We start from the raw sequence: 24,244 nt of genomic DNA, 5'->3' as shown, positions 1-24,244 counted from the left end.
TCGCAAGTCTCGCGGGCGCGGCTCTGAAAGGGCTCGCATCCGGCGGTGTTGCCGGCGTGATCAAACATATTCCGGGTCATGGGCGCTCCATGTGCGATAGCCATCTGGAGCTGCCTCGCGTAGCGGCGAGCGAAGCGGAACTGGCGAGAGATTTTGATGCCTTTGCCCGTCTCGCCGATGCGCCAATGGCGATGACAGCGCACATTTCCTATGATGCATTTGACGCCAATGTCCCCGCCACTCTGTCAAAAATCATGATTCAAGACGTGATCCGCGCGCGAATCGGGTTTGATGGCTTGCTGATGACGGATGATCTCGGGATGCAGGCGCTGGGCGGTAGCCTGGGCGAGCGGGGCGAAGCGGCGATTGCTGCGGGCTGTGACGTGCTATTGCACTGTTCCGGCTTTCTTTCTGATCCACTTGCGATCCATTCAGAAATGGCTGAAGTCGCAGCTGTTTCGCCAGAGCTGACGGGACGGCCACTGGAGCGGGCACTGCGTGCTGAAGCACTCTCGACCCATCAGGAGGAGTTTGACCTCGTTGAGGGTTGGCAGACATTCCAGTCATATTTTCCTCATTTGGCGGGGGCGGCATGAACTCCGAAATGATCTCGATTGATGCGCTGTCTGCAGACGCGCAGGAGGCCGAAGCCGGCGATCTCTTTACAGTCGATGTTGGCGGTTATGAAGGCCCGCTTCATCTGTTGCTGGAGCTTGCCCGCCGGCAGAAGGTCGACCTGCTGCATCTGTCGATCCTGTCGCTGGCAGAGCAATACCTCGACTTCATCGAAGAGGCGAAGTCTCAGCGCATCGATTTGGCGGCCGACTATCTTCTGATGGCGTCTTGGCTCGCCTTCATGAAATCGCGCCTTTTGTTGCCGAAGCCGGAAAAGGCCGCGGAAGACGAACCAACTGGCGAAGAAATGGCAGCGCGGCTGGCCTTTCGCCTGAAGCGGCTTGATGCCATGCGCGGGGCCGTCGAAGAACTCGAAGCGGGGCCTATCCTCGACAATGTGGTCTTCCTGCGCGGTGCGCCGGTACAGCCCAAAGTCGTCAAGCACACTGAATACAAAGCGTCGCTGTACGAGCTGACACAAGCCTTCGGGACGATTCGCGATCGCCGCGAAAAGGAACGCCCGCACACGATTGAGCAACAGCTTGTTTTGCCGCTGGAACTGGCGCGAACAACACTGCGCGCACTCAGGCAACAGTTGGAGCAGTGGTCTTCGCTGGACGAGATCCGCTCAACCATGACAGACGTGGACCCGGAATTGCCGCCTCGGTCTGTCACCGCAAGTGTCTTCTCGGCTGCATTGGAACTCGCCCGCGATGGCGAAGTCGATGTGCGCCAGGACGAGCACTTTGCGCCACTTTACCTGCGCAATGCGGGTATCAGACCGGAAGGGGGCAGAGATGCAACCGCTTGAGAAGTACTTGATGACTGACGACACTCCTGAAACAGAACGCGACGCGGTTGCGCAGTTGGCGTTTGCCTATCGTCGTTCCGAAGAGGCCCTGACCGAAGGCGCCAGCGAAGCGCTGGTCGAGGGTATCCGCCGTGCTGAAGCCATCCTGTTTGCCGCTGGCGAGCCGCTGAGCGCCGAGCAGATTGCCGAGACTTTGCCGCATGGTGTCGAAGCGGCCGAAGTGTTGATGGCGCTCCGGGCACAATATGTGAACCGTGGGGTCAATCTGGTCGAAGTCGCGGGCAAATGGCGCTTCCAGACGGCTTCCGATCTTTCATATTTGTTTGTGGAGGAGCGTCAGGTTCAGAAAAAACTGGGCCAGGCGACGCTCGAGACGCTGGCGATTATTGCCTATGGCCAGCCGGTCACGCGAGCTGAAGTTGAGGCAGTGCGCGGCGTTGCGGTGTCAAAGACAACAATGGATACATTGCTGGAAACCGGCTGGGTGAAGATCAAGGGCCGCCGCAAAACCCCGGGTCAACCAATCACCTATGGCACGACCGATGCCTTCATGGAGCATTTCGGGCTGGAAAGCCTCGACACATTGCCGGGCAAAGCCGATCTCGAAGCCGAGGGGCTATTGTCGGATGTTATTCCGGACGGTTTCCAGATGCCGGACGAGGAAGCCCTGAACGGCGAAGAAGCGCCAGAGGCGGAGTCCCCTGAGATCGCGGAGACAGAATCTTTCGTCACAGACTTCATGGAAGAAGGCGATGACGAGGATTCAGAGATCGATGAGGGTGTCAGCTTGGAAATGGCTTCGTCAAACAATAGCCTTGATGCTCAGGCCGATCTCGATGGCGAAGATGATGCTTCCGTCAGTGTGTTCTCCTATACGCGCGCACCGGAACGTGCGCAGTCTGATGTTGATGAGTTCGACAGCGGTGATGTGAAAGCGGCCGTGATCCAGCTGGCAAAGCAGCCGCGTATTCCGGAGCAGCCCATGGATGCCTGGGATGATGACGAATAGATAGTGCTTGGGTGCGGATGATGCCTGTCACTCTCCTTCAACGCTTTACGTCGAAGGAAGCGATCTGGTTTACGCTCTGTTCGCGGTACTGATCTTGCCTGCGGTGCTGAACGGATTCCCGCTGGTGATGTCTGACTCCATTGCCTATTCAGGGAAGGGGGCAAACTGGTTCAGGGGCAAGTTTCCGGCCCTGCTGCTGACGCTGCCTTACAAACTGGTTGGGTATTGGGCGATGCCAATCCTCAATAGCGCAATGGTTGCGGGCGCATGGATTTTATTGTTTCGCGTTTATGATATTCGCCCCAGCCGCATAGTGTTGTGTATACTGATTGTGCTCAGCCTGCAGCCGATCTATACGAGCGCAGTCCTGGTCGATGCATGGTTCTTTCCAGCGATCATACTGCTCCTGTCTGCACGTAAGCTTCCAGAAGTATATGTGGGAATTTTGGCTGGCCTGCTTTTGTCAGGTCACGGATCAGGACAGATTTTTGCTCTTGTTTTCGCTGTGCTGGCGGCGGTGCTTTTCCGTTCGAGGCGGCAAGTCGTGGCTGGTATGGTTGCCGCGGTCATCGCTTTTGGCATGAACGTGCTGCTTGATGCCATGATCATGCCTGAGACGCCGCGACTTTCGAAAACGTTTCCCGCCGCCCGGGTGTTCTCGGTCCAGCCGGAATTGCTGCGGAGGGAAGCAGACCGGTCCGGAAACCTGGTTCTGTCTGAAGCCGCTGACGAAGTGGCGAGGATTAAAACCTATCCAGAGAACAAAGGTCGGCGTGATCTGTTCTGGGATGTCTGGAAGACCTCAGAGGGCGAATTCGACTTGGCCAAGTTTGAGGAGCACCATGCGCTTCCCATACTCAAGGATGCATTCATGTTTGAGCCTGTACCCTTGGCCCGTACCATCTTTTTGGATTTTCTGAGCTATTATGAGCCAGCAACCCAATTCGATTTCCAACCTGTCTTGTCAGAGCCTTTTCCGGAACGCTTCTACGCCTCACATCAGGCGAAGGGATTTTTCGCCGCGGTGCCGGTGGAGTTGGGCGCGACGATCTTGAGGTATGGGTGCTATCTTGCATTTGCCGCCGCACTATTCTTCGGTTGGAGACGGACTGGTGCAGATATTCGTAGAACCATCATAGGTATTGGATTGATCGCCATCGCCAATGACGCGCTGTTTGCCCTTCTGTCGGGTCCACCCGACCGGTATCATCATCGAATACTGCCATTACTTGCGATCGGGACCGTCTTGCTGATTTCGGGCAGGGTCAAGCAGCCGGTCGAGGCGCCAGCCTGAAGCGGCGCTCATGCTGAAACTGACCGATAATGTCGTCCTCGGACGTTCCCCAACCCATATTATGAATGACCAGAGGGCGTCCCGTCCGTGTGGTCTTGTCAGAAACAATCCCGATATGAGGAAGGCTCTCCTTGTATCGCATCGTATAGAGATCGCCTGCCTTCCAGCCTGTATCGTCTGGCGGCGTTGACAGAGCGAGGCCGTGGCGTTCGATATATTTTTCCAGATTTGGTACGCGACGATGGTCGATATTGCGGTCAGGGCGGGTCAGGCCCCAGATTGTCGGATACTTGCTGAAAGCGTTGGTCATGTCTTCATGAACAAGTTGCTGTAAGTCCATTGCGAACGCATCGCGATAGGCCCTCACAATCACATCGGTGCACACGCCCCGCGATCTTTCCACATCTCCCATCGGATAGGAGAGGTGGGCATAGGCCGGGTCATACATGCGTGTGATCCCGATCTGGGATCTCGCAGCAAATGCGAGGCGAGTCTGCCACGGAAGCGTTCTCTGCCCGAGGCGGATCGGCGCAAGCGGAACACTGAAACCTCCCAAGATGGCGGCACGACGTGTGAGCATGATCTCATTGCGCCATACCGATCCGGCAGGAATAGGGCCGAAATTAGAAGCCGTGCAGTTCTGCGATCTCTTCCAATGGCGCGCGCTCTGCCCGCAATGTGTTTACCGGATGGGATGGATCGGGCTTTCCGACCGCCATCGCGCACCAGACCATTTCGGTATCTGCCAGTTTGAAATGGTCTTTCAGGGCGGGGCGCAGCATGCCCCAGCATTCCTGCATGCACGTCCCCCAGCCACGCTCTTCCGCGAGCAGTGCCAGGGTTTGAAGGTACATGCCAGTGTGACCCCACTGACCATGTCCCATCCGCTCATCGATGACGATGAATGTCGCCACGGGGGCGTCAAAGAAACGGAAATTGTTGGCGAACCAGGCGATGCGCGCTGCGCGATCCTCTCGCGGAATGCCAAGCGTTTCGTACATCATCTCGCCCACTTTACGGCGGCGCGCTTCGTGGGGCTCCCAGAGGTCTTTCGGGTAAATGGGGCGATCTGTTGGCTGACCCTTTGGATTTGCAGCCAGTACAGGCGCGGCCATGCGAATGACGGCATCCTTGGCGTCGCCAGTGACGACAATGGTTCGCCAAGGCTGTGTGTTGCCGCCGGAGGGCGCCCGCTGGGCCTGATTCAGCCACTCGCGGATATCGGCTTCAGAAAGTGCATCGGGCTTGAAGGCCCGTGTGGAGATACGTTGAGCGACTGCCTGTGATACGTCCATGAAAAAACCTCCCATCTGGTCTGATGGGAGGTTTATCGTCTTGGCGTGGCGTCAGCCAAAACTTATTTGCCGTGCAGGACCACTGGCATCCATGTGTACCCCTTCACGAAGCCGCCCGCAGAAAAGGATGGTTCGTCGAGCACTTCGATATGGCTGAAGCGTTCCATCAATTCTTGCCAGAGGATTTGCAGCTGTAGTTCTGCGAGACGGTTGCCGACGCAGCGATGGATACCGAAGCCGAACGAGATATGCCGACGGGCATCGGGACGGTCGATGATATAGTCATTCGGACGGTCCCAGAAGCGTTCGTCCCGGTTGCCTGAGACATACCACATGGCAACCTGGTCGCCCTTCTTGATGGTCTGGCCGTGCATCTCGACGTCTTCGAGCGCCGTGCGGCGCATGTGAGCCAGCGGCGTCTGCCAGCGGATCGTTTCGGAGACCATGTTCGGGATCAGCGACAGGTCTGCTTTCAGCTTGTCATATTCTGCTGGGAACTTGTTCAGCGCGTAGACCGAAGCGGTCATCGAGTTTCGGGTCGTGTCATTGCCGCCCACGATGAGCAGAATGACGTTGCCGAGCAGTTCCATTGGCGTCATGTTGCGGGTCTTCTCACCATGCGCGAGCAGGCTGATCAGATCGTTCTTCTGCGGCTGCGCGCCACGCTCCTGGAAGATCTGCATGAAAGTGGCGAGACATTCCATCATTTCGCGCTTCCACTGTTCTTCCCCGCCGGGGCAGATGTCCGGATTGTTCATGCCGGTCGCCATGTCGGACCAATGGGTCAGGTCGCGACGTTTTTCGAATGGATAGTCGAACAGCGTGGCCAGCATCATCGTGGTCAGCTCGATGGAGACGGTGTCGACCCAGTCGAACGGCTCACCAACCGGAAGGGAGTCGAGCAGGCCCTGGGTGCGCGAGCGGATCAGTGGCTCGAATTCCTTGAGCATGTTTGGGGCAACGGCTGGCTGGACCGTCTTGCGCTGTTCAGAGTGGCGCGGTTCATCCATTGCGATGAACATCGGCAGCTCAAAATCTTCCGGTGGGCTGCCCAGCGTGATGCCGCCATGTTCCCAGCTGGAAGAGAAGCGTTTGTGGTCGGTATCGACCGCCATGATGTCTTCATAGCGGGTGATCGACCAGAACGGGCCGACAAAGGAGTCAGCTGTATAATGCACGGGGGCTTCATTGCGCAGTCGCTCGAAACGATCCCACATCGCCTGTTGCCGCCAGAGTTCCGGATCCTCGGGGTGCAGCTCCGCAAGAGGCAGCGAACTGGCAGGCGGTGCCTTTTCGCCAATTTCGAGATAGCCTTCGAAGAGCGGATCACGGTGAGTGATCTTCGGGCGCTCCAGGGCAGGGTGATCAAGCAGGTGAACCGTATCAGCAGCCATCAATTTTCCTCCGACAGTAAGCCTTTGTCTCAGGCTCGATTTATGACGTCGGCGTCACCTTAACACGGCTATTCTGAAAAAACTATGACGCAGGCGTCATTTTTTTGCGATATGCCGTTCGCGTTTTGCATTCTGTAGTGCTGCGCGTGTCGCGCGGGCCAGTGACTTTCGTTCTGGCAAGGTCAGGAAACGCCCAATGACATAGGCGGTCTGGCCGTATTCAACCCGCAACCAGCTATTCGCGTTCAGCGGCTCATCGAGTTCGATTCTCGCGAAGGCGGACGGCACAGTCGCTGACTTCTCGCTGCCATTGGCGCCTTTGTGAGTTAACCGCAGCTCTTTACCTGTCACGACGATTCGGGTTTCTTCCCGCTGTTGTCGGAAGGACATGCGAAATGCAAAATAGAAGGCGAGGGCATCCAGACCAAAGAAGCCGATCACGGGGATGGCCCCCATCGAGATGAAGGCGATACCCGTCAGGAAGCTGACGCCGCCGACAACTGCCATGACGATGGCGAAACCGCGCTGACTGAGCGACTGATTGGGCCGAAGAACGGCGTCCATATAGATGATTTCGTTCGGCGCGCTCATATATCTAAAATAGCATGGCCTTGTGCGAAGGCGAGGGGGCATTAGACAGGCGGAATGACACAGCTCAAATCCACCCCGAAAACCAAGAAGAAGCGCGCTCCGCGCGTTTTTGGACCCGAGAAGGCGACCGCGCTCTTTTCGGCACTTGCCGCAGATCGCCCGGATCCTCGCACAGAACTTGATTTCGTGAATCCGTACACGCTGGTCGTGGCTGTGGCCTTGTCGGCACAGGCCACCGATGTCGGGGTGAACAAAGCCACTGCGAAATTGTTCGCGCTTGCGGATACGCCGGAAAAGATGCTGGCGCTGGGGGAGGCCGGCGTCGCGGAGCACATCAAGACGATTGGCTTGTGGCGCAATAAGGCCAAGAACGTCATCGCGCTGAGCCAGATGTTGCTGGATGAATTCGGCGGCGACGTGCCGCAAACGCGGGAAGAACTTGTGCGCTTGCCCGGTGTCGGCCGAAAGACCGCCAATGTGGTTTTGAACGAAGCCTTTGGGCACCACACAATTGCGGTCGACACGCACATTTTCCGCGTCTCGAATCGGACAGGGCTAGCCCCCGGCAAGACGCCGGACGAGGTCGAAGCCGGGCTGGAACGTGCGACGCCCGCCGACTTCAAGAAGGGCGCGCACCACTGGCTGATCCTGCACGGGCGGTATGTCTGCAAGGCGCGCAAACCCGAATGCTGGCATTGCGCCATATCCGATTTGTGCCGGTTCAAACCCAAGACACCTGACCCGTCCGCTGTATCGTCTCTTGGTCCCAAAGCCTGACGGGTGGGGTGTGTCGCGACTGCACTACACGCGGCTTGCCTCCAGTTCGCCCAAATTTAACCAAATCACGGCCACCTCCAACCGACACCGCATCGCACAGGTAAAAATGGAGCGTACCGCATGAACCGCATAGGAAAATTCGTCCTTGGCGCAGCCTCCTTCTGTCTTCTGTCCGGCCTGCCAGCTGTGGCTGAGGATGGCTGGTCGGGGGAGTCTTCCCTCAGCGCAGGACTGACAACCGGGAACACGGAAACGTCTGAAGCCGGTCTCGGCATCGACCTTGATCGCGGTGCCGGCGATTGGAATTTCGGGATTCAGCTCTCCGGGGACTACGGCAAGGAAGATGGCGTTGAGAGCCGTAACCGCTACTTCGGCGCGGTGGACCTGGAGCATGACTTCAACGACACGATGTTCACTTTCGGACGGGCCTCCTATGAGGTCGACCAGTTTACCGGCTTCGACAGCCGTACTTTTGTTGGTGGGGGTGTCGGTTGGCATGTCCTGGATGATGAAGACCATCATTGGACGGTGCGCGGCGGCCCTGGTTTCAAGATTGATGAAGTCAAACGTCAGATCACGACGGATAGCACCGGAACTGTAACGATCACGCCGGCGAGTACTGAAGAGTCACTGGGTGCGGTAGCGCAGTCTGAGTATTTCTATGCCTTCAATGAGGCTGTGTCTCTGAGCAACAAGACCAATGTGGTCTATGGTCAGGAATCCACTCAGATCAATAACAGTATCGGGCTGACCGCCGCGCTGAATGGCCACCTCGCGGCTCGCGTGTCCTTCGATGTGCGCCACGACACTGCGCCTCAGCCAACCTATGAGGCAACCGATACCGCCACGAAATTCTCACTCGTCTACACGCTCGGCGATTAAGGTCGCCTAACCGGCTTTTAGACGGGTCTCCACGGCCTTGGCGATAAGTCCTCCAAGACGTGCGCCCTGTTCCGGATAAAGATATGGCTCGATCAATTCGAGTTCCATCAGGAGCAGGGAGCCGTCAGGATGGCGCAGCATGTCGACCCGGGCGTATAGCGGGATGTCGTCGAGTAGACCGAGTATCGCCCGCGCTACGTCCAGATCCGCCCGGCTCGGCTCGATCGTTTCTTCCTGGCCGCCATAAGTCGACTGAATGCGATAGTCGCCGGGCTTGGCGCGCTTGATCAGCGCGTGCGACAGCTCACCATCAATGAAGATGAAGCTCAGTTCGCCTTCGGTCTGGATCGTCGACAGGAAGGGCTGCACCATCATTGGGTGTGGCATCCTGGGGGCTGGGTCATCTGAGTTCAGCAAGTGCTGACCGCTCGCCCCTGCGCCGACCTGACGCTTGAACACCAGTTTTGTTTCGCCGAGCGCGTCAAAGGCGCTTCGGTACTGATCGTCGGTCATCTCATCAATCCAGAGAGTCGGGATCAGATCTGCGCCGCGAGCTGCGAGATCCTTGAGATAGACCTTGTCGCTGTTCCAGCGGACCAGCGCGGCAGGATTGAACAAGCGTGTCTGAGCCTCAATGGTCTCAAGCGTGGTCAGGAATTCGTCCTGTCGGTCCCAATAATCCCACGTCGTGCCAATCAGCGCGGCGTCATGGTGTGACCAATCAACAGAACTATCGTCCCAACAGATATCCACAATGTCTATGCCACGCTCTGAGAATTCGGGTCTCAATGCGCGCATCATGTAATCGTGCTCGAACGCATCGGACCGCCGGATGGGAGAGCCGGGCTGGGTAACTTGGGAGGACAAATATGCAATTTTCATCCGCAGGCGTTTATCATGCGCAGCTGTTGCGTCCAGCAGGCAGCTCTGGCAATTGGCGCCGAGCAATCAGGGAATCTGTGAAATGAGTGAAATCCGCTTCGATGTCGTCGGCTTGGGAAATGCCATTGTGGATGTGATGTCGAAAACGGACGATGCGTTCCTCGAAAAATGGGGCATTCACAAGAATGCGATGAATTTGATCGAGGAAGATCGTGCAGAAGCCCTGACCAAGGCCGCGGTGGACCCATTCTATACATCTGGCGGCAGTGGCGCCAACACGATCGCCGGTCTTGCGAGCTTCGGCGCACGTGCCGCCTATATTGGCAAAGTCTCCAAGGATGAACTCGGCAGCCAGTTTACACGCGAGATGACCGCGTCGGGTGTGCCCTTCGCGACGAAACCTCTTGAGAGCGGACCCGCCACGGCACGCAGCATCATCTTCGTGACGGAAGACGGTGCGCGGAGCATGAACACATTCCTCGGCGCGTCGGTCCTGTTCTCCAAGGATGACGTGGACGAAAACACCGTGCGGGCAGGGGGCATTCTTTATCTGGAAGGATATCTGTTTGACCGCGAAGATGCCAAGGAAGCGTTTGTCTTTGCCTCAGAAATAGCCAAGGCCGCTGGCCGCAAAGTGGCGCTCACCTTGTCGGATAAATTCTGTGTAGACCGGCATCGTGCGAGCTTTCTTCAATTGGTTCGCAACAATGTCGACATTCTGTTTGCGAATGAGGAAGAGCTGCTCTCCCTGTACGAAACGGAAGATTTCGACGCGGCTTTGGCTGCGCTTCAACAGGACACCGCCGTCGCGGCGGTTACGCGCAGCGAGAAGGGATCGGTCGTGATCGGCGCCGGTGACCCCATCAGCGTCAAGGCAGAGCCGGTCGATCAGGTTCTCGATACAACCGGTGCCGGCGACCAATATGCGGCGGGATTTCTGTTCGGAATATCTCGTGGACTGCCGCTGGAGACATGCGCGCACCTTGGTCACATCGCTGCGGCCGAGGTCATCGCGCATTTCGGACCACGCCCGGAACAGTCCTACAAGACACTCGCCGAGCAGGCCGGCATTTACGCCTGAGCCTTCAGAGCCTCTTCGACATAGTCGAGCCGGTCATGCCCAAAGAACATGTCGTCACCGACAAAGAATGTCGGCGCGCCGAATGCTCCTCGGGCAATGGCTGAATCGGTGTTGGCTTTCATGGCGTCCTTGCTGGCGCGTGCCTGAGCGAGTTCCTGAATCTGTCGGAAGTCGAACCCTTCCTGCTCGCACATTGCCCGAACCGAATCGTCATCATCGGGTTTGAGTGGGGTTGGGGACGCCCACATATGTTGGAAGCAGGCATCCATGAATCGCTTCTGCTCAGTGGGGTCATTGTCCAGTCCGCAGGTTGCGCGCAACAGATTGCGGGTACTGACCATCGGGAAATAGGGGTTCATCCGAAAGTCCAAGCCATAGCGGGTTGTGCAGCGTTGGAGATCTTTCATCATGTATGCACCCTTCGCCGGCACCATGCCAGGCGGCCTGTTGTCTGTAGCCTGCATTACAGCGCCCAGAAACATTGGCTTGATCACGATATCTGCCCCGGTACGGGCGGATATTTGTTGCACTGCGGCATTGGCCACGTAAGAAAATGGACTGATATAGTCGAAATAGAATTCGAATTTGCCTGCCATGGGACCCTCTCAAATGAGTTTCATTTTGGAACTATGGCAAATCAGTATAGGTGTGTCAGCATGAAATGGTCTGATTTATCCGATAATTGGTGCCCGGTTGCGCGAACGCTTTCACTGGTTGGGGATCGTTGGACGATGCTGATTCTTCGAGACTGCTTCCTGGGCCTGTCCCGTTTCGAACAGTTTATTGCCTCAAGCGGTATGACACGACACATCCTGGCCGACCGCTTGAAACGGCTTGTCGAAGCAGGCGTGCTGGAACGCAAAGCCTATACAACGACGCCAAAACGGTTTGACTATGTGCTGACCGAGAAGGGTCAGGAATTGGCTCCAGCCCTGTTGACCCTGAAGGATTGGGGTAAAAAACACATGCCCGTGCGACGCACGACGTCGGCTTAGTCGTTCAGCAGAGCTTCTACTTTTTTCTGCACAGCACCATAGTCGATCTTGCCGGTTCCGAGGACCGGGATTTCATCAACATGATAGACGCGTTTCGGAACAGACAATTCCGGCACGCCGTGATTCTTGGCCCAAGCGAGAATGTCTTCGCGATTGCTTGCCTTGGTATCGCTGAGCAGAATGACCTGCTCACCCTTGAGGGGATCCGGAAGCGTAACGGCTGCGTGCAGATTGTCGGGCCAGATCGCGCTCGCGCAGTTTTCAACCACCGCCAGAGAGACCATTTCACCGCCAATCTTCGCGAAGCGTTTGACGCGGCCCATGATACGAATGATCCCACTTTCATCGATCGCAACGATGTCGCCGGTGTCGTGCCAGCCGCCTTCGGGGCGTTCAAGCATGCCGGGGTTTGACGGTCGTAGATAGCCCATCATGATGTTCGGCCCGCGAACATGTAGCCGACCGCCATCTTCGATGCCTTCGACCGGCAGCAACTTGGACTCCATGCCTGACATCAGACGCCCGACAGTTCCCGGCCGATTGTCTTCCCACTTATTGGCCGCGATGACGGGAGAGGCTTCGGTTGCGCCATAGCCTTCGAGGATTTCGATTTCGAATTTGCGGCGGACCAGGGCGCGGGTTTCATCCTTAACCCGTTCCGCGCCGCACACAGCCAACCGCACAGAGCTCATGTCACCGTCATTCCCGATCCGGGCATATTGAGAGATGAACGTGTCCGTTGCGAGCAGGATGGTCGACTGGTTCGCACGGATCCGTCGCACGATTTCACGGGGCTGCAGCGGTGAGGGATGGAATATGACCGGGATGCCGGCCACGAGCGGCAAGACCGCACCAACCGTCAGGCCGAAACAATGAAATGTCGGCAGGGGATTGAACAGACTGTCCGTATCGGGGCTGAGACCTATATGTGCCCGTACCTGTTCAACATTTGCCATGACGTTTTCATGACTCAGCACGACCCCTTTGGGCTCGCCCTCTGTGCCAGACGTGAACAGCATGACGCCGGGGGATTTGTAGCGGGACTGTTTCCGGACAAGACCAGGCAAGATGTTCCCTACAGCGGCTATCAGCTTGTTGGCCAGTGTCAGGTTTTCCCGCACATCCTCAAGGTAGACGATCTCGGCGGAGCCCGACAATTCTTCCATCAGTGCTTCGAGTCCGCCGAGCTCGACGAACTTGTGAGCCGTGATGATGCGGCTTATCTGACCTGCCTTAAGCGCGGCCTTCAGGTTTCGCGAGCCAGCGGTAAAGTTCAACATGGCGGGAATGCGATTGAAGGCGCTGAGCGCGAAAAACCCAATCACGGCACCGGCGCCGCTGGGCAACATCACGCCGACTGCCTCACCCGATTTGGTTCCTTGGCGCAACGCTGATCCGAGGGCGAGGGACCCCTGAACAAGATCCTTGTAGGTGAGTTGCCGGTCGTCGCCATCAACGAGAATCGTCTTGTCCGCGCCGAATTCCTTTTTCGCGCGAAAGAGCGCGCTGAAAAGGTCGGTTCTGGCGCGAGATGGCTGGTATGGCAAAGGTGCCGGGATGGTCTGTCCGGTCATGATGGCCTTCGTTTCCTCCGAGGCGTTGCCTCATGTTTATTGTAACAATCTGTCATTTATCGACACTGTCGCAACCCCTAATGCAAGATTGCATAAACACTCTGCAGTGTATTTCCCTTGATGAAACAGCTGGTCACGTCCATTTTCACACCATGGCAAATCTCATCGATCTGACGCAGAGCACGCGTAAGCACAGACACCCGGAAAAGCAGTCGCGGCCGGATACGCCGCTCCTGCGCAAACCTGATTGGATTCGTGTTAAAGCGCCGACCTCGCAGGGCTATGCTGAAACGCGCCAGATCGTAAAATCGAAAGGGCTGGTCACTGTTTGTGAAGAAGCCGGATGCCCGAATATCGGAGAGTGTTGGGACAAGAAACACGCCACGATGATGATTCTGGGTGAGATATGCACCCGGGCATGCAGTTTCTGCAATGTTTCCACAGGCAAGCCACTGACTCCGGGCCGGGTAGAAGAAGATGAACCGCGCCGTGTGGCAGAGGCCGTCGCCGAAATGGGCTTGCAGCATGTTGTTATCACATCGGTAGATCGGGATGACCTGTCCGATGGCGGGGCGATGCACTTCGTCAACACGATTCAGGCAATCCGGGCGATGTCACCCGGAACCACAATCGAAATCCTGACGCCAGATTTCCTGCGCAAGGACGGTGCCGAAAATCTGGTGATCGACGCCAAGCCGGACGTATTCAATCACAATCTCGAAACGGTGCCTCGCCTATACCTGTCCATTCGGCCGGGCGCGCGCTACTTTCATTCCCTCAGACTTCTGGAGAAAGTGAAGGACCGTGATCCGACCCAATTCACAAAATCTGGTTTGATGGTGGGTTTGGGTGAAACCAAGGAAGAGGTCATGCAAGTCATGGACGACATGCGGTCAGCGGGAATCGACTTCCTGACCATCGGCCAATATCTGCAGCCGACTCGCAAGCATGCCGCGATCGATCGCTATGTGTCGCCGGAAGAGTTCAAGACATATGAGGAAATCGCCCGCTCCAAAGGTTTCCTGATGGTGTCAGCTTCACCTCTTACCCGGTCGTCGCACCATGCGGGCGAAGATTTTGCCCGGTTGCGGGCTGCGCGTGAGGCCAAGATGGCCGCTGCCGCCGTTTAGGCATGCCGCATTTCTCGAAATCTGTTCGTGTTCCGTATAGTGGGGAGCAGGCTTTCGAGCTTGTGTCCGACATTGCGGCGTATCCGAACTTCATCAAGTGGATCACCGCCATGCGCGTGTCCGAAATGACGGCGCGCCAGGATGGCAGCTTTACCTGTATCGGAGAGGCCGCCGTTGGCTTCAAGGGGTTCGTTGAGCGGTTCACCACGCGAGTCGTGGCCGACCCGAATGCCGGCAATGTGGTTGCGTCCCTGGTCAAAGGGCCATTTCGGAAGCTGAAAGCTGAGTGGACGATTCTTGCATCGAGCCAGGATGGCTCTGATATTTCGCTTTCAATCGATTATGATTTTCGGAATCCGTTCATCGGCATGCTGGCCGCCGCCAATCAGGAGCTTGCGGTCAACAAGATCCTCTCGGCTTTCCTGGCCGAGGCCGAGCGGCGTTATGGCGGTTCAGCCTAGGCGATCTGCATCTGGATCTGTTTCAGCGCGCATTCCATTGCCGCGAGACGAATCTGCTCACGTCCGATATCGCCAACCTGAAGCATTTCATGAATGACGGCGCGATTTTCGCGCGCACACGCCACATGGACGGTCCCCACTGGTTTCATGGGGGTGCCGCCACCGGGGCCAGCTACGCCTGTGATGGCAACGGAGATATTAGCGCGGCTGGCGTCCAGCGCGCCTTCTGCCATCATGCGCGCAACGGGCTCGGACACGGCACCATAGTCAGCCATGACATCGCCAGCGATGCCCAGCATTTCTTCTTTGGCGCGGTTGGAATAGGTGACGAAGCCCCGTTCGAACACGGCGGAGCTGCCGGGGATGTCTGTCAGCAGGCCTGCAAGAAGGCCACCTGTGCAGCTTTCGGCCGTGCAGATGCGCAGGCGAGCTTGAGCCGCGTCGTCGAGGATCAACATTGCGAGATTTCGGAGTCGGTCTGGAAACATGTGGCGCACGATATGGGGAGTTCGGCCTGCCGTGAAGAGCAGATTTGAGCCTCAGTCGGTCGTCGTTGGGTAAAGCGTGACGACGGCCTCGGCGGCGATGCCCTCCCGGCGACCGGTAAAGCCAAGCCCTTCGGTTGTCGTTGCTTTCACGCTCACTGCTTCCAGAGGCAGGTCGAGCAACTCCGCGGTCCGAACCCGCATACCCTCCCGATGCGGTTTCACCTTCGGTGTTTCACAGATCACGGTGATGTCGCAATTTCCTATGGCTAGCCCCAGCTCGCCGACGAGCCGTTGGGCATGCTTGAGGAACATGCCGCTATCGGCATCCTTCCACCGGTCATCGCTTGGCGGGAAGTGATCGCCAATATCGCCAAGTGCAGCCGCACCCAGAATTGCGTCGGTGAGGGCATGCCAGGCAGCATCTGCATCAGAATGCCCCTTCAGCGACGCGGAGTGCGGGATTTTTACGCCGCATAACGTGACATGATCTCCCGGTTCAAAAGCATGGACGTCGAACCCCTTTCCGATACGCATATGACTGACTGGCGGTGCCATGAGCCTCGAAACCATATCGAAATCCTCGGGATAGGTGATTTTGTGCAGCCGGTCCGAGCCGCGCACCAGTTTTACATCGATGCCTTGCGCCTCAACCGCTGCCAGGTCGTCAACCAGATCATCACTCGCCTCTTCGAGTGCGTGCGATATGGCGCCAAACCGGAAGGCCTGAGGGGTCTGGACGCGGAACAGGGCCTCGCGGGAGACGGTCTCCAGGGTGTTGTCCGTCTGTCGTTTCAACGCATCCTGGACGGGCAGGGCAGGTGCTGCAGCAGCATGTGTGTTCAGGGCGTCCAATAGAACATCGATCACCTTATGGGTCAGCCCCGGTCTTGCCGCATCATGTATCAGGACGATTGCGTCGTCTTGCGGGGCATTGATCGCATTGAGCCCGTTGCGGACGGATAGTGTGCGAGTGGCTCCACCGGATACGCATAGGCAGTGTGTTGGAGTGAAATCCTCCGGGAGATCCGAACCTGTAACGACAATAATCTCATCAATACGAGGGTGTGTCCTGAAAGCCTCAATTGACCACTCGATGACTTGTCGGCCATTGAGATCGCACCACTGTTTCGCACGTGCACTCTCTGCCCGTCGACCTTGGCCTGCGGCGACTATGATGGCGATCACCTTGTTCATACGACGCTTTTTATGGGAGGTCGCAAAGGTTGGCTACAGGTGATTGTAGCGACATTCGCGGAAAACTGCTTGCATATTGTGCACTTGCGAAAGTCTAAAAAAACGGAAAGATAGTAGAATGACCAATTTTCGGGCACCTCGAGTATGGCTTGCGCCGATGTCCGGCGCGACAGATGCGCCGATGCGTCGTCAAGCAAGTCGCTTTGGCGCGCCTGCTGTCGTGTCAGAAATGGTTGCCGGTGACATGCTCGCTGCAGCTCGTCCGGATGTGGTGCGTCGCACATGTCGTCATGATGGCGAGGGGCACTGGATCGTCCAACTCGCGGCCAGCCGTCCTGAGGCGATGCTGAGGGGGGCGCAACTGTTGCGTGAGACCGGCGTCGACGTGATCGATATCAATATGGGGTGTCCGTCTCGTCAGGTGACGGGCGCGCAGTCAGGTTCTGCCCTGATGCGGGATGTGCCTCTGGCGCTCGAAATCATTCAAGCTGCCCTCGATGGTGCAGACGGCCTGCCCGTGACATTGAAAATGCGCCTTGGCTGGGACGACCAGAGCTTGAACGCGCCGGAGATCGCGGTCGCCGCTGAGCGGATGGGAATTTGTATGCTCACCGTGCATGGCAGGACGCGATGCCAATTCTACAAAGGCAATGCCGACTGGGCGCGGGTTGCTGACACGGTCGCGGCTGTATCCCTGCCAGTGATCGTGAATGGCGACATAGAAACGCCCGAAGATGCTGATGTTGCACTGGCTCAGTCGGGGGCACATGGCGTCATGATTGGTCGCGCCGCCATGGGGCGTCCCTGGCTGCCGGGTCAAATCAACGCTCATCTCGAAGGTCGAACCTTTCAGATGCCTGGCCTTTCAGAGCAGATTGATAGTCTGCTTGAGCAGGTTTCGGATAGTGTTGAACTCTACGGAGAGTTTCTCGGTCTTCGCACGGTACGCAAGCACGTTTCGGCGGCGATTGATGCTGTCCAACTTCCGCTCGAATCTGATGAGCGGCGGAGGCTTCGCTCACGGCTCTGTCAAATCGCCGATTTCGAAGAACTGAAATCGGCGCTTCGTGCCGTCTACTCAAGATCCAGAGAAATGGAGGCCGCCTGATGGCCAGCGACGTCGCCATGTCAGCTCCGCGGTTGGGAGATCTGTCTCCTATTGCGTTGTTGCTGATTGATTCACGCAGGAAAGTTGTTGAGGTAAACGCAGCAGCGGAAAGCCTGTTGCAGCTGTCTCGTCGGGGCCTCCGCAGCAAACCTCTCAGCGAGATAGTCTATCACGACTCCCCGGTCTTCGAACTGCTTGACCGGGCCCATCGAACCGTGGGCGATATTACTGCGCCGGGGACTCCGATCACCGGCCCTGGTCTTATGTCGCGACAGATCTGCGATATCTGGGTCAGATCAACTGACGACAATGGTTTCATGATCGCGATGTGTGAAGCCGCGACGCGGGACGTGAATGAGTCTGCCGCCGGTGTTGCTGGTTTCGGCCGCATTCTGGGTCATGAAGTGAAAAACCCGCTCGGCGGCATTATCGGGGCCGCGCAATTGCTCGAACGCCAATCGGTCGATGGCCAGTCCGAGTTGTTGTCAATCATCAAGGAAGAGGCCCGGCGCATCGAGCGACTGGTGAACCGCCTTTCGGCGTTCGAGCTGTTTTCAGCGCCGCACATGGAGCCTTTCAATATCCACGCTCTCCTGGAGCGCGTTTTGGCCTCGGAACGTGCCGCGATGGGGAGCAAGGTGGAATTCAAACGGGACTTTGATCCATCGCTTCCACCAGTGATCGGGGATTCTGATCATCTGCAGCAGGCTTTCCAAAATCTCATCCGCAATGCTGCGGAAGCCGCGATGGACGGCGACACGCCGGGCAAGGTGACGGTAAGAACCTCCTATGCCGCCGGTCTTTCTTTCCGCCAGGCGCGACTGGGTGCAGGTCTTCGCCGCGCAATGCTGGTTTCGGTAGAAGACACCGGCAAGGGCATAGCCCGCAATCGCCAGAATACCATTTTTGAAGTTTTCCAAAGCAGCAAGTCTGGGGCCCGTGGGCTTGGACTGTCGATTGTAAAGGAAGTCGTGACCGCTCATGGCGGCCAGATTCGTGTAGACAGCGTGCCGGGCTCGACGCGCTTTTCAGTGTTGTTACCGCTTGGTACTGGGGAAAAGACCGATGGCTGAGAAAACCGTTCTGCTTGCAGAAGATGATGCAAGCATTCGATTGATTGTGAACCAGACCCTCGTGGCTGCGGGCTATGAGGTCCGCGCGACGAGTTCCCCTGAGGCCTTGGAGCGCTGGGTGCGTAACGGGGAGGGCGACGTGGTCGTCTCGGATGTGTTCCTTGGGGACGCCTCCATTTTTGACCTGCTCCCTTCGCTGAAGCTCGCCAGGCCTGATCTGCCCTTCATCGTCATGAGTGGCCAGAATACAATCCTGACGGCAGCCTCAGCTGCGCAGCATGGTGCGTTTGACTATCTGCCCAAGCCATTCGACATCGACACGCTGTCCGGGCTTGTCCAGCGCGCCTTGAAATCACAACCGAAAGTATCGGCCCGCGCGATCAATCCTGAATCTCAAAAGGCCATCAGCGACGCCGGTCTACCGTTGATTGGGCGGTCTGACGCGATGCAGGAAGTCTATCGGATCATCGCGAAAGTGATGAACACCGATCTGACTGTGCTGATTGAGGGAGAGAGCGGGACCGGCAAAGAGCTGGCGGCGCGTGCAATCCATCAACTTGGTGACGCGAAAAATGGAAACTTCGTCGCTTTGGATCTTGCGGCACTACCTGCTTCGGAAATCAATCGTCAGCTATTTGGCCACAATGGCGAACAAGGCGCTGTCCACCAGAAAGGCGGCACACTTTATCTGGACGAGATTGGTGATCTTCCCGCTGAAGCGCAGACGCAGCTTGTGAAGTTGATGCGAGATTCAAGTGGCGCGCGGATCATTGCATCCACCCGCAGAAACCTCGGTAGGCTGGTTGATGACGGTAAGTTCCGCGAGGACCTCTATTATCGATTGAACGTGGTGCGGCTGACCATGCCGCCCCTGCGGCTTCGCAAGGAGGACATTCCTGAACTCGCTCGTGCTTTTCTCATCCGGGCGCAGCGACAGGGTCTGGCCGCAAAGACGCTCGACAAATCAGCGCTTGATCTGCTCACCGCCTATGATTGGCCGGGCAATGTGCGTGAACTTGAAAACCTCGTCTTGCGGCTGGCGGTGCTTTGTCCCGACGAGACGATCACATTGCGCGATGTGGAGCGGGAGCTGCGCGCCGGCGCAAGCGAGCAGAAGGGATCGAGTGCCGGCTTTGAAAAAGACATCGAAACCCTGTTGCACCGCTATGTGATGGGCGACCTCATAGCGAGCGGTGACCATGAGGATTCAAGCGTGTATTCCAACGTCATAGATCAGGTTGAGCGGCCTCTGATCCGGTTGGCTCTCTCAGTGACTGCGGGCAACAAGGTCAAGGCGGCACAATTGCTGGGCATGAACCGCAACACATTGCGAGCCAAGATCAATGCATTGGGTATTGCAGAAGAGTGATTGACTGCATCGACGACTGTGGCTTTACTGCACCACTGTTGCTTTTGAGGCACGAAAGTGTGACTTAAGCGCAACTGGGCCGGGGCGGCCATGTGTAGAGCGGTGTATCGTTGTCGAATGTACTGAGCCAGCAAGCCACCAAGGCCAGTTGGGCACTCTTTGAAGGTCTCTTTATCATTGCGGCTCTCGTCGCCGTGTTTGCGACCTTCATTGCCATCTCTGGAGTCGATCCTGACAATCCGACCGCCGGTGCCACACCTTGGCTGCTCGGACTGAACTTTGTCGTCATTATTGTGCTCGCGACCATCATTGTTCGTGAGTACCTGACGATCCAGTCAAACAGCGAGAGTGAAGGACGCGGCAGGCTGGCCCGCCGTTTCGTCATGCTGTTCGGTTTCTCCGCGCTTGTTCCATCGGCCATCGTCGCGGTTTTTCTGGGAGCCATTTTTACCCAAGGCCTGGATAACTGGCTTGGAGAGCGCGTCGATTCCGTCATGGAAAAGAACGCCGAAATCTTTCGTACCTATGTCGATAATTTCGAGACTACGTTTGACGTGGATGTGCGCCTCGCCGCGCTTGATGTTGAAAACTTCGCGCGTGAAGTTGAGGCCAATCTCACAGACGCAGAAGCCGCCAGAAACCTGTCATCTGAAGCGTCCCTCGCATTCTCGGAAGGCTTGCGTTCGGAACTCGCCTTTCGCGATTTCCTTACCATCGCCATTTTGGGGGCCGATGGTGTCGAACTGATTGCTCAGGAGAGCGTGCAGGATGCGATCCTGATTCCGCCCCCGGCGCCTGCCTTTGAAGAGGCGGACCGGGGCGAGATTGCGACCACGCTTTATGAAAATCGAGGCATCGCAACAGCCCTGATCCATATTACGGAACCGCTGGATGGATACATCTATGCGGTGAAGAATTTTGATCGGAACGCTGCCGTGCGTCTCCGCGAAGCCGAAGCCGAAATCATTCAATACAATAATGCCAAGCGGCAGGGTGGTCGGTTGCAGACGATTTTCGCCATTGGCTATGCGCAAATCGCGGCGCTGGTTCTGCTGCTCGCTGGTCGACTGGGCCTCGAAGCAGCTGGTCGGGTGACCGGCCCCATTGGTCGCCTTGCAATTGCAGCTCACACCGTTCGCGACGGAGATCTCACTGTTCGCGTTCCTGTGACGGGTGCTAAGGACGAGGTCTATGCTCTGAGCCAGTCGTTCAATGCGATGACAGAGCAATTGTCAGAACAGCGAAATGCGCTCATCCAGGCGCGCGAAGTGGAAGAAGACCGTCGGCGCTTTGTCGAGACATTGCTAGCGGAAGTCAGCGCGGGCGTTATCCGTATGGATGGCAATATGGTTGTCACGCTTGCCAACAGGTCCGCCGGAGATCTGCTCGGGATTGATGCGATTGAAGACGGTGAGAGCCTGGGCGCTGTCGCACCTGACTTCGTTCGATATGCTCACGATACATTACAGCAGAACTCTCCGGTCGATGCGTCTATCGACATCAATCGCAACGGTGCCATACGACACTTCAGGCTCAAGACAGCGCCAGATCCGGCAGGCGGCTGCGTTTTGACCTTCGATGATACAACGCGGCTTGTGAATGCGCAGCGACAGTTGGCTTGGCGAGATGTCGCCCGTCGCATCGCGCATGAGATTCGTAATCCACTGACGCCTATTATGCTGTCCACGGAACGCCTGCGGAGGCGTTATGCCGACAAGATTGATGACACTGACGGCGTATTTGACCGGTGCATCGAAACAATTCTGCGTCAGGTTGGCGATATTGGCCGAATGGTTGAGGAGTTTTCTTCATTCGCTCGCATGCCGAAGCCGAATGCCAGCCAGTTCGATATGACGTCCCTGTTGAAAGCGACCAGCTTTTCTCAAGGCATGGTTACGCCGGATATTGTCGTGGAGTTTGAATCAGAGCTTGAAAAGGTCCCCTATCTTGGCGACGAACGCCTGATCGGTCAGGCGCTGGGCAATCTGCTCAAGAACGCTGCAGAGGCGATCGAGGGCATGCCGGAAGAGGCTGAGGTGCGTGGCCAAATTCGAGTTGTGCTCTCGGATACCGACAAGGGCGTTGATATTACCATCGAAGACAATGGTCCCGGATTTCCAGAGGACGCACGCGACCGCTTGCTGGAGCCATACGTCACGACGCGCGAAAAGGGGACCGGACTTGGTCTGGCCATCGTCAATCGGATCATAGTTGATCATGGTGGGTCTATCTCGCTTCAGAACAGGCTTGATGGGATGCGCGGGGCGCGAGTGCGCGTTTGGCTGCCGCACAATGCGATGCGGGTGCACGACGCTTTTGAAGTGACGCCCGAAGAAGAAACAGATGAATCACCGGCACGTGCCGGACTAGTGTAGAGGAGCCTGCGTTATGGCCTTGGACATTCTTGTGGTTGATGACGAACCAGATATCCGTGAACTGATTGCGGGTGTGCTGGGAGATGAAGGCTATTCAGCCCGTACGGCCGACACCGCCGAACGCGCTCTTGAGGAAGTCCGTGCACGAACGCCACGGCTCGTGGTGTTGGATGTCTGGCTTCAGGGCAGTGGAATGGATGGGCTGTCGCTCCTCAAATACCTGAAGTCGATTGATCCAATTCTTCCAGTCATCGTAATAAGCGGTCACGGCAACATCGAAACAGCCGTCGCGGCGATCCGGCGTGGAGCCTATGACTTCATCGAGAAGCCGTTCAAGACTGATCGTCTATTGCACATGGTGGAGCGCGCAATCGAGTCCGCGGCGCTGAAATACGAGAATGCTGCGCTGAAGAACAGAGCCGGTGACAATGAAGAATGGATCGGAGACAGTCAGGCGGCTTCGGCATTACGAGCTTCGATTGAGAAGGTAGCGCCAACGAATTCCAGAGTGATGATCTCCGGGCCAGCCGGGTCCGGCAAGGAACTTGCCGCGCGGCTCATCCATCGTAATTCCTTGCGCGAAAATGGCCCCTTCATTGTTGTGAACGCGGCCACCATAGCGCCGGACCAGATGGAGAGCGCCCTGTTTGGCGAAGAGGACTCCCAGGGTCGGACAACCCGAATTGGCCTCTTTGAAAAAGCTCATACCGGCACACTGTTGCTTGATGAGGTGGCTGACATGCCACTGGGGACCCAGAACAAGATTTTGCGGGTCCTGACAGAGCAGCGCTTTCAACGGGTAGGCGGGAAGTCGGACGTGACCGTAGATGTTCGCGTCATGTCGGCCACCACCAAGGATATTCGTCATGAAATTTCGGAAGGCCGCTTTCGTGAAGATCTGTTCTATCGGTTGAGTGTCGTGCCGTTGCGGGTGCCGTCGCTTGCAGAGCGGCGAGACGATATTGGGGACCTCGTCACATACTTTACCAACCGGATCGCTGATTCTTCTGGCCTGACGCCTCGTACGTTTTCAGCGGAGGCCATGGCCGTTCTTCAATCGATGGATTGGCCTGGCAATATCCGGCAGTTGCGTAATGTGGTGGAAAGAATCCTGATCCTGTCACCATCTGACTCCAGCCGTCCGGTAAGTGTTGATGAGCTGCCGCGCGAATCGTCCGGTATTCCGGGGGATGTTGGCAAAAGCGGATCGGCAGAGCTTGTCGGATTGTCTCTGCGTGATGCGCGAGAACAGTTTGAGCGAGAGTATCTTGCGCTTCAGATCACCCGATTCAATGGCAATATTTCTCGTACTGCCGAGTTCATCGGTATGGAGCGTTCGGCCTTGCACAGAAAATTAAAGGCTTTAGGCGTAAACTCGAATCTTACTCGTCAGGACGGCTGAGGCCGTTGAGGGGCTGTAGACCATGCATGTTCTGATTTGCGGTGCGGGCCGCGTGGGGCACGGAATTGCTCGGCGCTTGGCTCGCGAAAAGCATGATATCACGATCATCGATGAAAATCCGGACTTGGTGGACCAGGTGTCTACGGACTTGGACGTACGTGGCTTCACGGGCCACGCCGCGCATCCCGATGTGTTGAAAAAGGCGGGCGCTGCTGACTGCGAAATGATTATCGCGGTGACGCATTTCGACGAAATCAACATGGTGATTTGCCAAATCGCCCACACGCTTTTTTCCGTTCCATACAAGATCGCGCGCGTGCGAGAGCAATCCTATATCGATCCGGCGTGGAAGAATGTCTTTTCGCGGGAAGGCCTCCCGATCGATATGGTCATTTCGCCCGAAGTTGAAGTCGGTGAAGCAATCCTTCAGCGTTTCCGCACGCC

The 24,244-nt window shown here is 57.0% G+C and carries 25 protein-coding genes; 16 read left to right on the top strand and 9 right to left on the bottom strand.

The annotated features are described in order from the left end of the window. From B4F73_RS05245 to B4F73_RS05230, 4 genes are all read left to right on the top strand, one after another. Window positions 1–596: glycoside hydrolase family 3 N-terminal domain-containing protein (locus tag B4F73_RS05245; RefSeq protein WP_290482660.1), on the top strand; the 596-nt coding region annotated here is incomplete at its 5' end. Beyond that, window positions 593–1,426: a segregation and condensation protein A gene (locus tag B4F73_RS05240; RefSeq protein WP_206990416.1), complete on the top strand. Its 834-nt coding sequence runs from the start codon at window positions 593–595 to the stop codon at window positions 1,424–1,426. The genes B4F73_RS05245 and B4F73_RS05240, both read left to right, overlap by 4 nt. 10 nt (window positions 1,427–1,436) lie before the next feature. Continuing rightward, window positions 1,437–2,435, top strand: a complete 999-nt coding sequence (scpB, locus tag B4F73_RS05235) for an SMC-Scp complex subunit ScpB (RefSeq protein ID WP_290482659.1) — start codon at window positions 1,437–1,439, stop codon at window positions 2,433–2,435. A 7-nt stretch (window positions 2,436–2,442) separates the two neighbouring features. Continuing rightward, on the top strand, window positions 2,443–3,729 hold the full coding sequence (locus B4F73_RS05230; protein ID WP_290482658.1) for a hypothetical protein: 1,287 nt from the start codon (window positions 2,443–2,445) through the stop codon (window positions 3,727–3,729). On the opposite strand, the gene B4F73_RS05225 is transcribed toward B4F73_RS05230, so the two are convergent. The 4 genes from B4F73_RS05225 to B4F73_RS05210 all read right to left on the bottom strand — a co-directional run bounded on the left by B4F73_RS05225 (window position 3,701) and on the right by B4F73_RS05210 (window position 7,009). Next, the gene (locus B4F73_RS05225) at window positions 3,701–4,309 is read right to left on the bottom strand and encodes a DUF1287 domain-containing protein (protein WP_206990419.1); all 609 of its coding nucleotides are present in this window, start codon (window positions 4,307–4,309) and stop codon (window positions 3,701–3,703) included. The genes B4F73_RS05230 and B4F73_RS05225 overlap by 29 nt on opposite strands. Before the next feature lie 43 nt (window positions 4,310–4,352). Then, window positions 4,353–5,024 (bottom strand): nitroreductase, encoded by a 672-nt coding sequence (locus B4F73_RS05220; protein WP_206990420.1) that lies wholly within the window; start codon window positions 5,022–5,024, stop codon window positions 4,353–4,355. A 62-nt stretch (window positions 5,025–5,086) separates the two neighbouring features. Further along, the gene (locus B4F73_RS05215; protein ID WP_290478849.1) at window positions 5,087–6,418 is read right to left on the bottom strand and encodes a cytochrome P450; all 1,332 of its coding nucleotides are present in this window, start codon (window positions 6,416–6,418) and stop codon (window positions 5,087–5,089) included. 96 nt (window positions 6,419–6,514) lie between these two features. Beyond that, window positions 6,515–7,009 carry a DUF2244 domain-containing protein gene (locus B4F73_RS05210; protein ID WP_290478848.1) on the bottom strand — a complete coding sequence of 165 codons (495 nt, stop codon included), beginning with the start codon at window positions 7,007–7,009 and terminating at the stop codon, window positions 6,515–6,517. 54 nt (window positions 7,010–7,063) lie between these two features. Between B4F73_RS05210 and nth the strand changes: the two genes are divergently transcribed. Both nth and B4F73_RS05200 read left to right on the top strand, forming a co-directional pair. Beyond that, a complete protein-coding gene (gene nth / locus B4F73_RS05205) occupies window positions 7,064–7,786 on the top strand; it encodes an endonuclease III (protein ID WP_206990423.1) in 723 nt (240 codons plus the stop codon). A 120-nt stretch (window positions 7,787–7,906) separates the two neighbouring features. Beyond that, window positions 7,907–8,668: a DUF481 domain-containing protein gene (locus B4F73_RS05200; RefSeq protein WP_290478847.1), complete on the top strand. Its 762-nt coding sequence runs from the start codon at window positions 7,907–7,909 to the stop codon at window positions 8,666–8,668. A 6-nt stretch (window positions 8,669–8,674) separates the two neighbouring features. Here B4F73_RS05200 and B4F73_RS05195 read toward each other — a convergent pair whose 3' ends face one another. Beyond that, entirely contained in the window at window positions 8,675–9,550 is an 876-nt protein-coding gene (locus B4F73_RS05195; RefSeq protein ID WP_290482657.1) for an ATP-grasp domain-containing protein, read from the bottom strand. 82 nt (window positions 9,551–9,632) lie between these two features. On the opposite strand from B4F73_RS05195, the gene B4F73_RS05190 reads away from it, so the two are divergent. Next, the gene (locus B4F73_RS05190) at window positions 9,633–10,631 is read left to right on the top strand and encodes an adenosine kinase (RefSeq protein WP_290482656.1); all 999 of its coding nucleotides are present in this window, start codon (window positions 9,633–9,635) and stop codon (window positions 10,629–10,631) included. On the opposite strand, the gene B4F73_RS05185 is transcribed toward B4F73_RS05190, so the two are convergent. Further along, window positions 10,622–11,227 (bottom strand): 2-hydroxychromene-2-carboxylate isomerase, encoded by a 606-nt coding sequence (locus B4F73_RS05185; protein WP_290478844.1) that lies wholly within the window; start codon window positions 11,225–11,227, stop codon window positions 10,622–10,624. The two genes, B4F73_RS05190 and B4F73_RS05185, sit on opposite strands and share 10 nt — an antisense overlap. 33 nt (window positions 11,228–11,260) lie before the next feature. Here B4F73_RS05185 and B4F73_RS05180 point away from each other — a divergent pair, with 33 nt between their 5' ends. Continuing rightward, window positions 11,261–11,626: a helix-turn-helix domain-containing protein gene (locus B4F73_RS05180; RefSeq protein ID WP_339635492.1), complete on the top strand. Its 366-nt coding sequence runs from the start codon at window positions 11,261–11,263 to the stop codon at window positions 11,624–11,626. Here the strand turns inward: B4F73_RS05180 and B4F73_RS05175 are convergent. Continuing rightward, window positions 11,623–13,200 (bottom strand): AMP-binding protein, encoded by a 1,578-nt coding sequence (locus tag B4F73_RS05175; RefSeq protein WP_290482655.1) that lies wholly within the window; start codon window positions 13,198–13,200, stop codon window positions 11,623–11,625. The two genes, B4F73_RS05180 and B4F73_RS05175, sit on opposite strands and share 4 nt — an antisense overlap. Before the next feature lie 152 nt (window positions 13,201–13,352). Between B4F73_RS05175 and lipA the strand changes: the two genes are divergently transcribed. Together lipA and B4F73_RS05165 are read left to right on the top strand one after the other, a co-directional pair. After that, complete coding sequence (lipA, locus tag B4F73_RS05170; RefSeq protein WP_034812819.1) at window positions 13,353–14,330, top strand: lipoyl synthase; 978 nt, start codon at window positions 13,353–13,355, stop codon at window positions 14,328–14,330. A 2-nt stretch (window positions 14,331–14,332) separates the two neighbouring features. After that, window positions 14,333–14,791 (top strand): type II toxin-antitoxin system RatA family toxin, encoded by a 459-nt coding sequence (locus B4F73_RS05165; protein ID WP_034812822.1) that lies wholly within the window; start codon window positions 14,333–14,335, stop codon window positions 14,789–14,791. Here B4F73_RS05165 and B4F73_RS05160 read toward each other — a convergent pair. Both B4F73_RS05160 and B4F73_RS05155 read right to left on the bottom strand, forming a co-directional pair. Then, window positions 14,788–15,279 (bottom strand): CinA family protein, encoded by a 492-nt coding sequence (locus B4F73_RS05160; protein WP_034812824.1) that lies wholly within the window; start codon window positions 15,277–15,279, stop codon window positions 14,788–14,790. The two genes, B4F73_RS05165 and B4F73_RS05160, sit on opposite strands and share 4 nt — an antisense overlap. A 51-nt stretch (window positions 15,280–15,330) precedes the next feature. Then, window positions 15,331–16,473 (bottom strand): bifunctional 2-C-methyl-D-erythritol 4-phosphate cytidylyltransferase/2-C-methyl-D-erythritol 2,4-cyclodiphosphate synthase, encoded by a 1,143-nt coding sequence (locus B4F73_RS05155; RefSeq protein WP_290482654.1) that lies wholly within the window; start codon window positions 16,471–16,473, stop codon window positions 15,331–15,333. Between the two features lie 118 nt (window positions 16,474–16,591). Here B4F73_RS05155 and B4F73_RS05150 point away from each other — a divergent pair, with 118 nt between their 5' ends. From B4F73_RS05150 to B4F73_RS05125, 6 genes are all read left to right on the top strand, one after another. Further along, entirely contained in the window at window positions 16,592–17,581 is a 990-nt protein-coding gene (locus tag B4F73_RS05150; RefSeq protein ID WP_290478841.1) for a tRNA dihydrouridine synthase, read from the top strand. Then, the gene (locus B4F73_RS05145; protein WP_084333139.1) at window positions 17,581–18,654 is read left to right on the top strand and encodes a two-component system sensor histidine kinase NtrB; all 1,074 of its coding nucleotides are present in this window, start codon (window positions 17,581–17,583) and stop codon (window positions 18,652–18,654) included. Before B4F73_RS05150 ends, B4F73_RS05145 begins: the two co-directional genes overlap by 1 nt. Further along, window positions 18,647–20,023, top strand: a complete 1,377-nt coding sequence (locus B4F73_RS05140; RefSeq protein ID WP_206990432.1) for a sigma 54-interacting transcriptional regulator — start codon at window positions 18,647–18,649, stop codon at window positions 20,021–20,023. The genes B4F73_RS05145 and B4F73_RS05140 overlap by 8 nt, the downstream gene beginning before the upstream one ends. A 110-nt stretch (window positions 20,024–20,133) precedes the next feature. Further along, window positions 20,134–22,398, top strand: coding sequence for a sensor histidine kinase (locus B4F73_RS05135; RefSeq protein ID WP_206990433.1), 2,265 nt, complete (start codon window positions 20,134–20,136; stop codon window positions 22,396–22,398). Between the two features lie 13 nt (window positions 22,399–22,411). Next, window positions 22,412–23,800 (top strand): sigma-54-dependent transcriptional regulator, encoded by a 1,389-nt coding sequence (locus B4F73_RS05130; RefSeq protein ID WP_206990434.1) that lies wholly within the window; start codon window positions 22,412–22,414, stop codon window positions 23,798–23,800. A 22-nt stretch (window positions 23,801–23,822) separates the two neighbouring features. Continuing rightward, window positions 23,823–24,244: NAD-binding protein (locus tag B4F73_RS05125; protein WP_290482653.1), on the top strand; the 422-nt coding region annotated here is incomplete at its 3' end.

The sequence above is a fragment of the Hyphomonas sp. UBA3601 genome, from assembly GCF_002375605.1.
GTDB lineage: Bacteria > Pseudomonadota > Alphaproteobacteria > Caulobacterales > Hyphomonadaceae > Hyphomonas.
Note: the sequence above shows the minus strand (reverse complement) of the source record. Positions and strands in the feature narration are given on the sequence as shown.

Bases quoted from the DNA above. Each gene is read 5' to 3' on its own strand.
- B4F73_RS05215 (WP_290478849.1), bottom strand. From the start codon at position 6,418: ATGGCTGCTGATACGGTTCACCTGCTTGATCACCCTGCCCTGGAGCGC.
- lipA (WP_034812819.1), top strand. From the start codon at position 13,353: ATGGCAAATCTCATCGATCTGACGCAGAGCACGCGTAAGCACAGACAC.
- B4F73_RS05185 (WP_290478844.1), bottom strand. From the start codon at position 11,227: ATGGCAGGCAAATTCGAATTCTATTTCGACTATATCAGTCCATTTTCT.
- B4F73_RS05140 (WP_206990432.1), top strand. From the start codon at position 18,647: ATGGCTGAGAAAACCGTTCTGCTTGCAGAAGATGATGCAAGCATTCGA.
- B4F73_RS05200 (WP_290478847.1), top strand. From the start codon at position 7,907: ATGAACCGCATAGGAAAATTCGTCCTTGGCGCAGCCTCCTTCTGTCTT.
- B4F73_RS05240 (WP_206990416.1), top strand. From the start codon at position 593: ATGAACTCCGAAATGATCTCGATTGATGCGCTGTCTGCAGACGCGCAG.
- B4F73_RS05175 (WP_290482655.1), bottom strand. From the start codon at position 13,200: ATGACCGGACAGACCATCCCGGCACCTTTGCCATACCAGCCATCTCGC.
- B4F73_RS05155 (WP_290482654.1), bottom strand. From the start codon at position 16,473: ATGAACAAGGTGATCGCCATCATAGTCGCCGCAGGCCAAGGTCGACGG.
- B4F73_RS05210 (WP_290478848.1), bottom strand. From the start codon at position 7,009: ATGAGCGCGCCGAACGAAATCATCTATATGGACGCCGTTCTTCGGCCC.
- scpB (WP_290482659.1), top strand. From the start codon at position 1,437: ATGACTGACGACACTCCTGAAACAGAACGCGACGCGGTTGCGCAGTTG.
- B4F73_RS05180 (WP_339635492.1), top strand. From the start codon at position 11,261: ATGGCAAATCAGTATAGGTGTGTCAGCATGAAATGGTCTGATTTATCC.
- B4F73_RS05130 (WP_206990434.1), top strand. From the start codon at position 22,412: ATGGCCTTGGACATTCTTGTGGTTGATGACGAACCAGATATCCGTGAA.
- B4F73_RS05150 (WP_290478841.1), top strand. From the start codon at position 16,592: ATGACCAATTTTCGGGCACCTCGAGTATGGCTTGCGCCGATGTCCGGC.
- B4F73_RS05165 (WP_034812822.1), top strand. From the start codon at position 14,333: ATGCCGCATTTCTCGAAATCTGTTCGTGTTCCGTATAGTGGGGAGCAG.
- B4F73_RS05145 (WP_084333139.1), top strand. From the start codon at position 17,581: ATGGCCAGCGACGTCGCCATGTCAGCTCCGCGGTTGGGAGATCTGTCT.
- nth (WP_206990423.1), top strand. From the start codon at position 7,064: ATGACACAGCTCAAATCCACCCCGAAAACCAAGAAGAAGCGCGCTCCG.
- B4F73_RS05190 (WP_290482656.1), top strand. From the start codon at position 9,633: ATGAGTGAAATCCGCTTCGATGTCGTCGGCTTGGGAAATGCCATTGTG.
- B4F73_RS05225 (WP_206990419.1), bottom strand. From the start codon at position 4,309: ATGCTCACACGTCGTGCCGCCATCTTGGGAGGTTTCAGTGTTCCGCTT.
- B4F73_RS05160 (WP_034812824.1), bottom strand. From the start codon at position 15,279: ATGTTTCCAGACCGACTCCGAAATCTCGCAATGTTGATCCTCGACGAC.
- B4F73_RS05220 (WP_206990420.1), bottom strand. From the start codon at position 5,024: ATGGACGTATCACAGGCAGTCGCTCAACGTATCTCCACACGGGCCTTC.
- B4F73_RS05195 (WP_290482657.1), bottom strand. From the start codon at position 9,550: ATGAAAATTGCATATTTGTCCTCCCAAGTTACCCAGCCCGGCTCTCCC.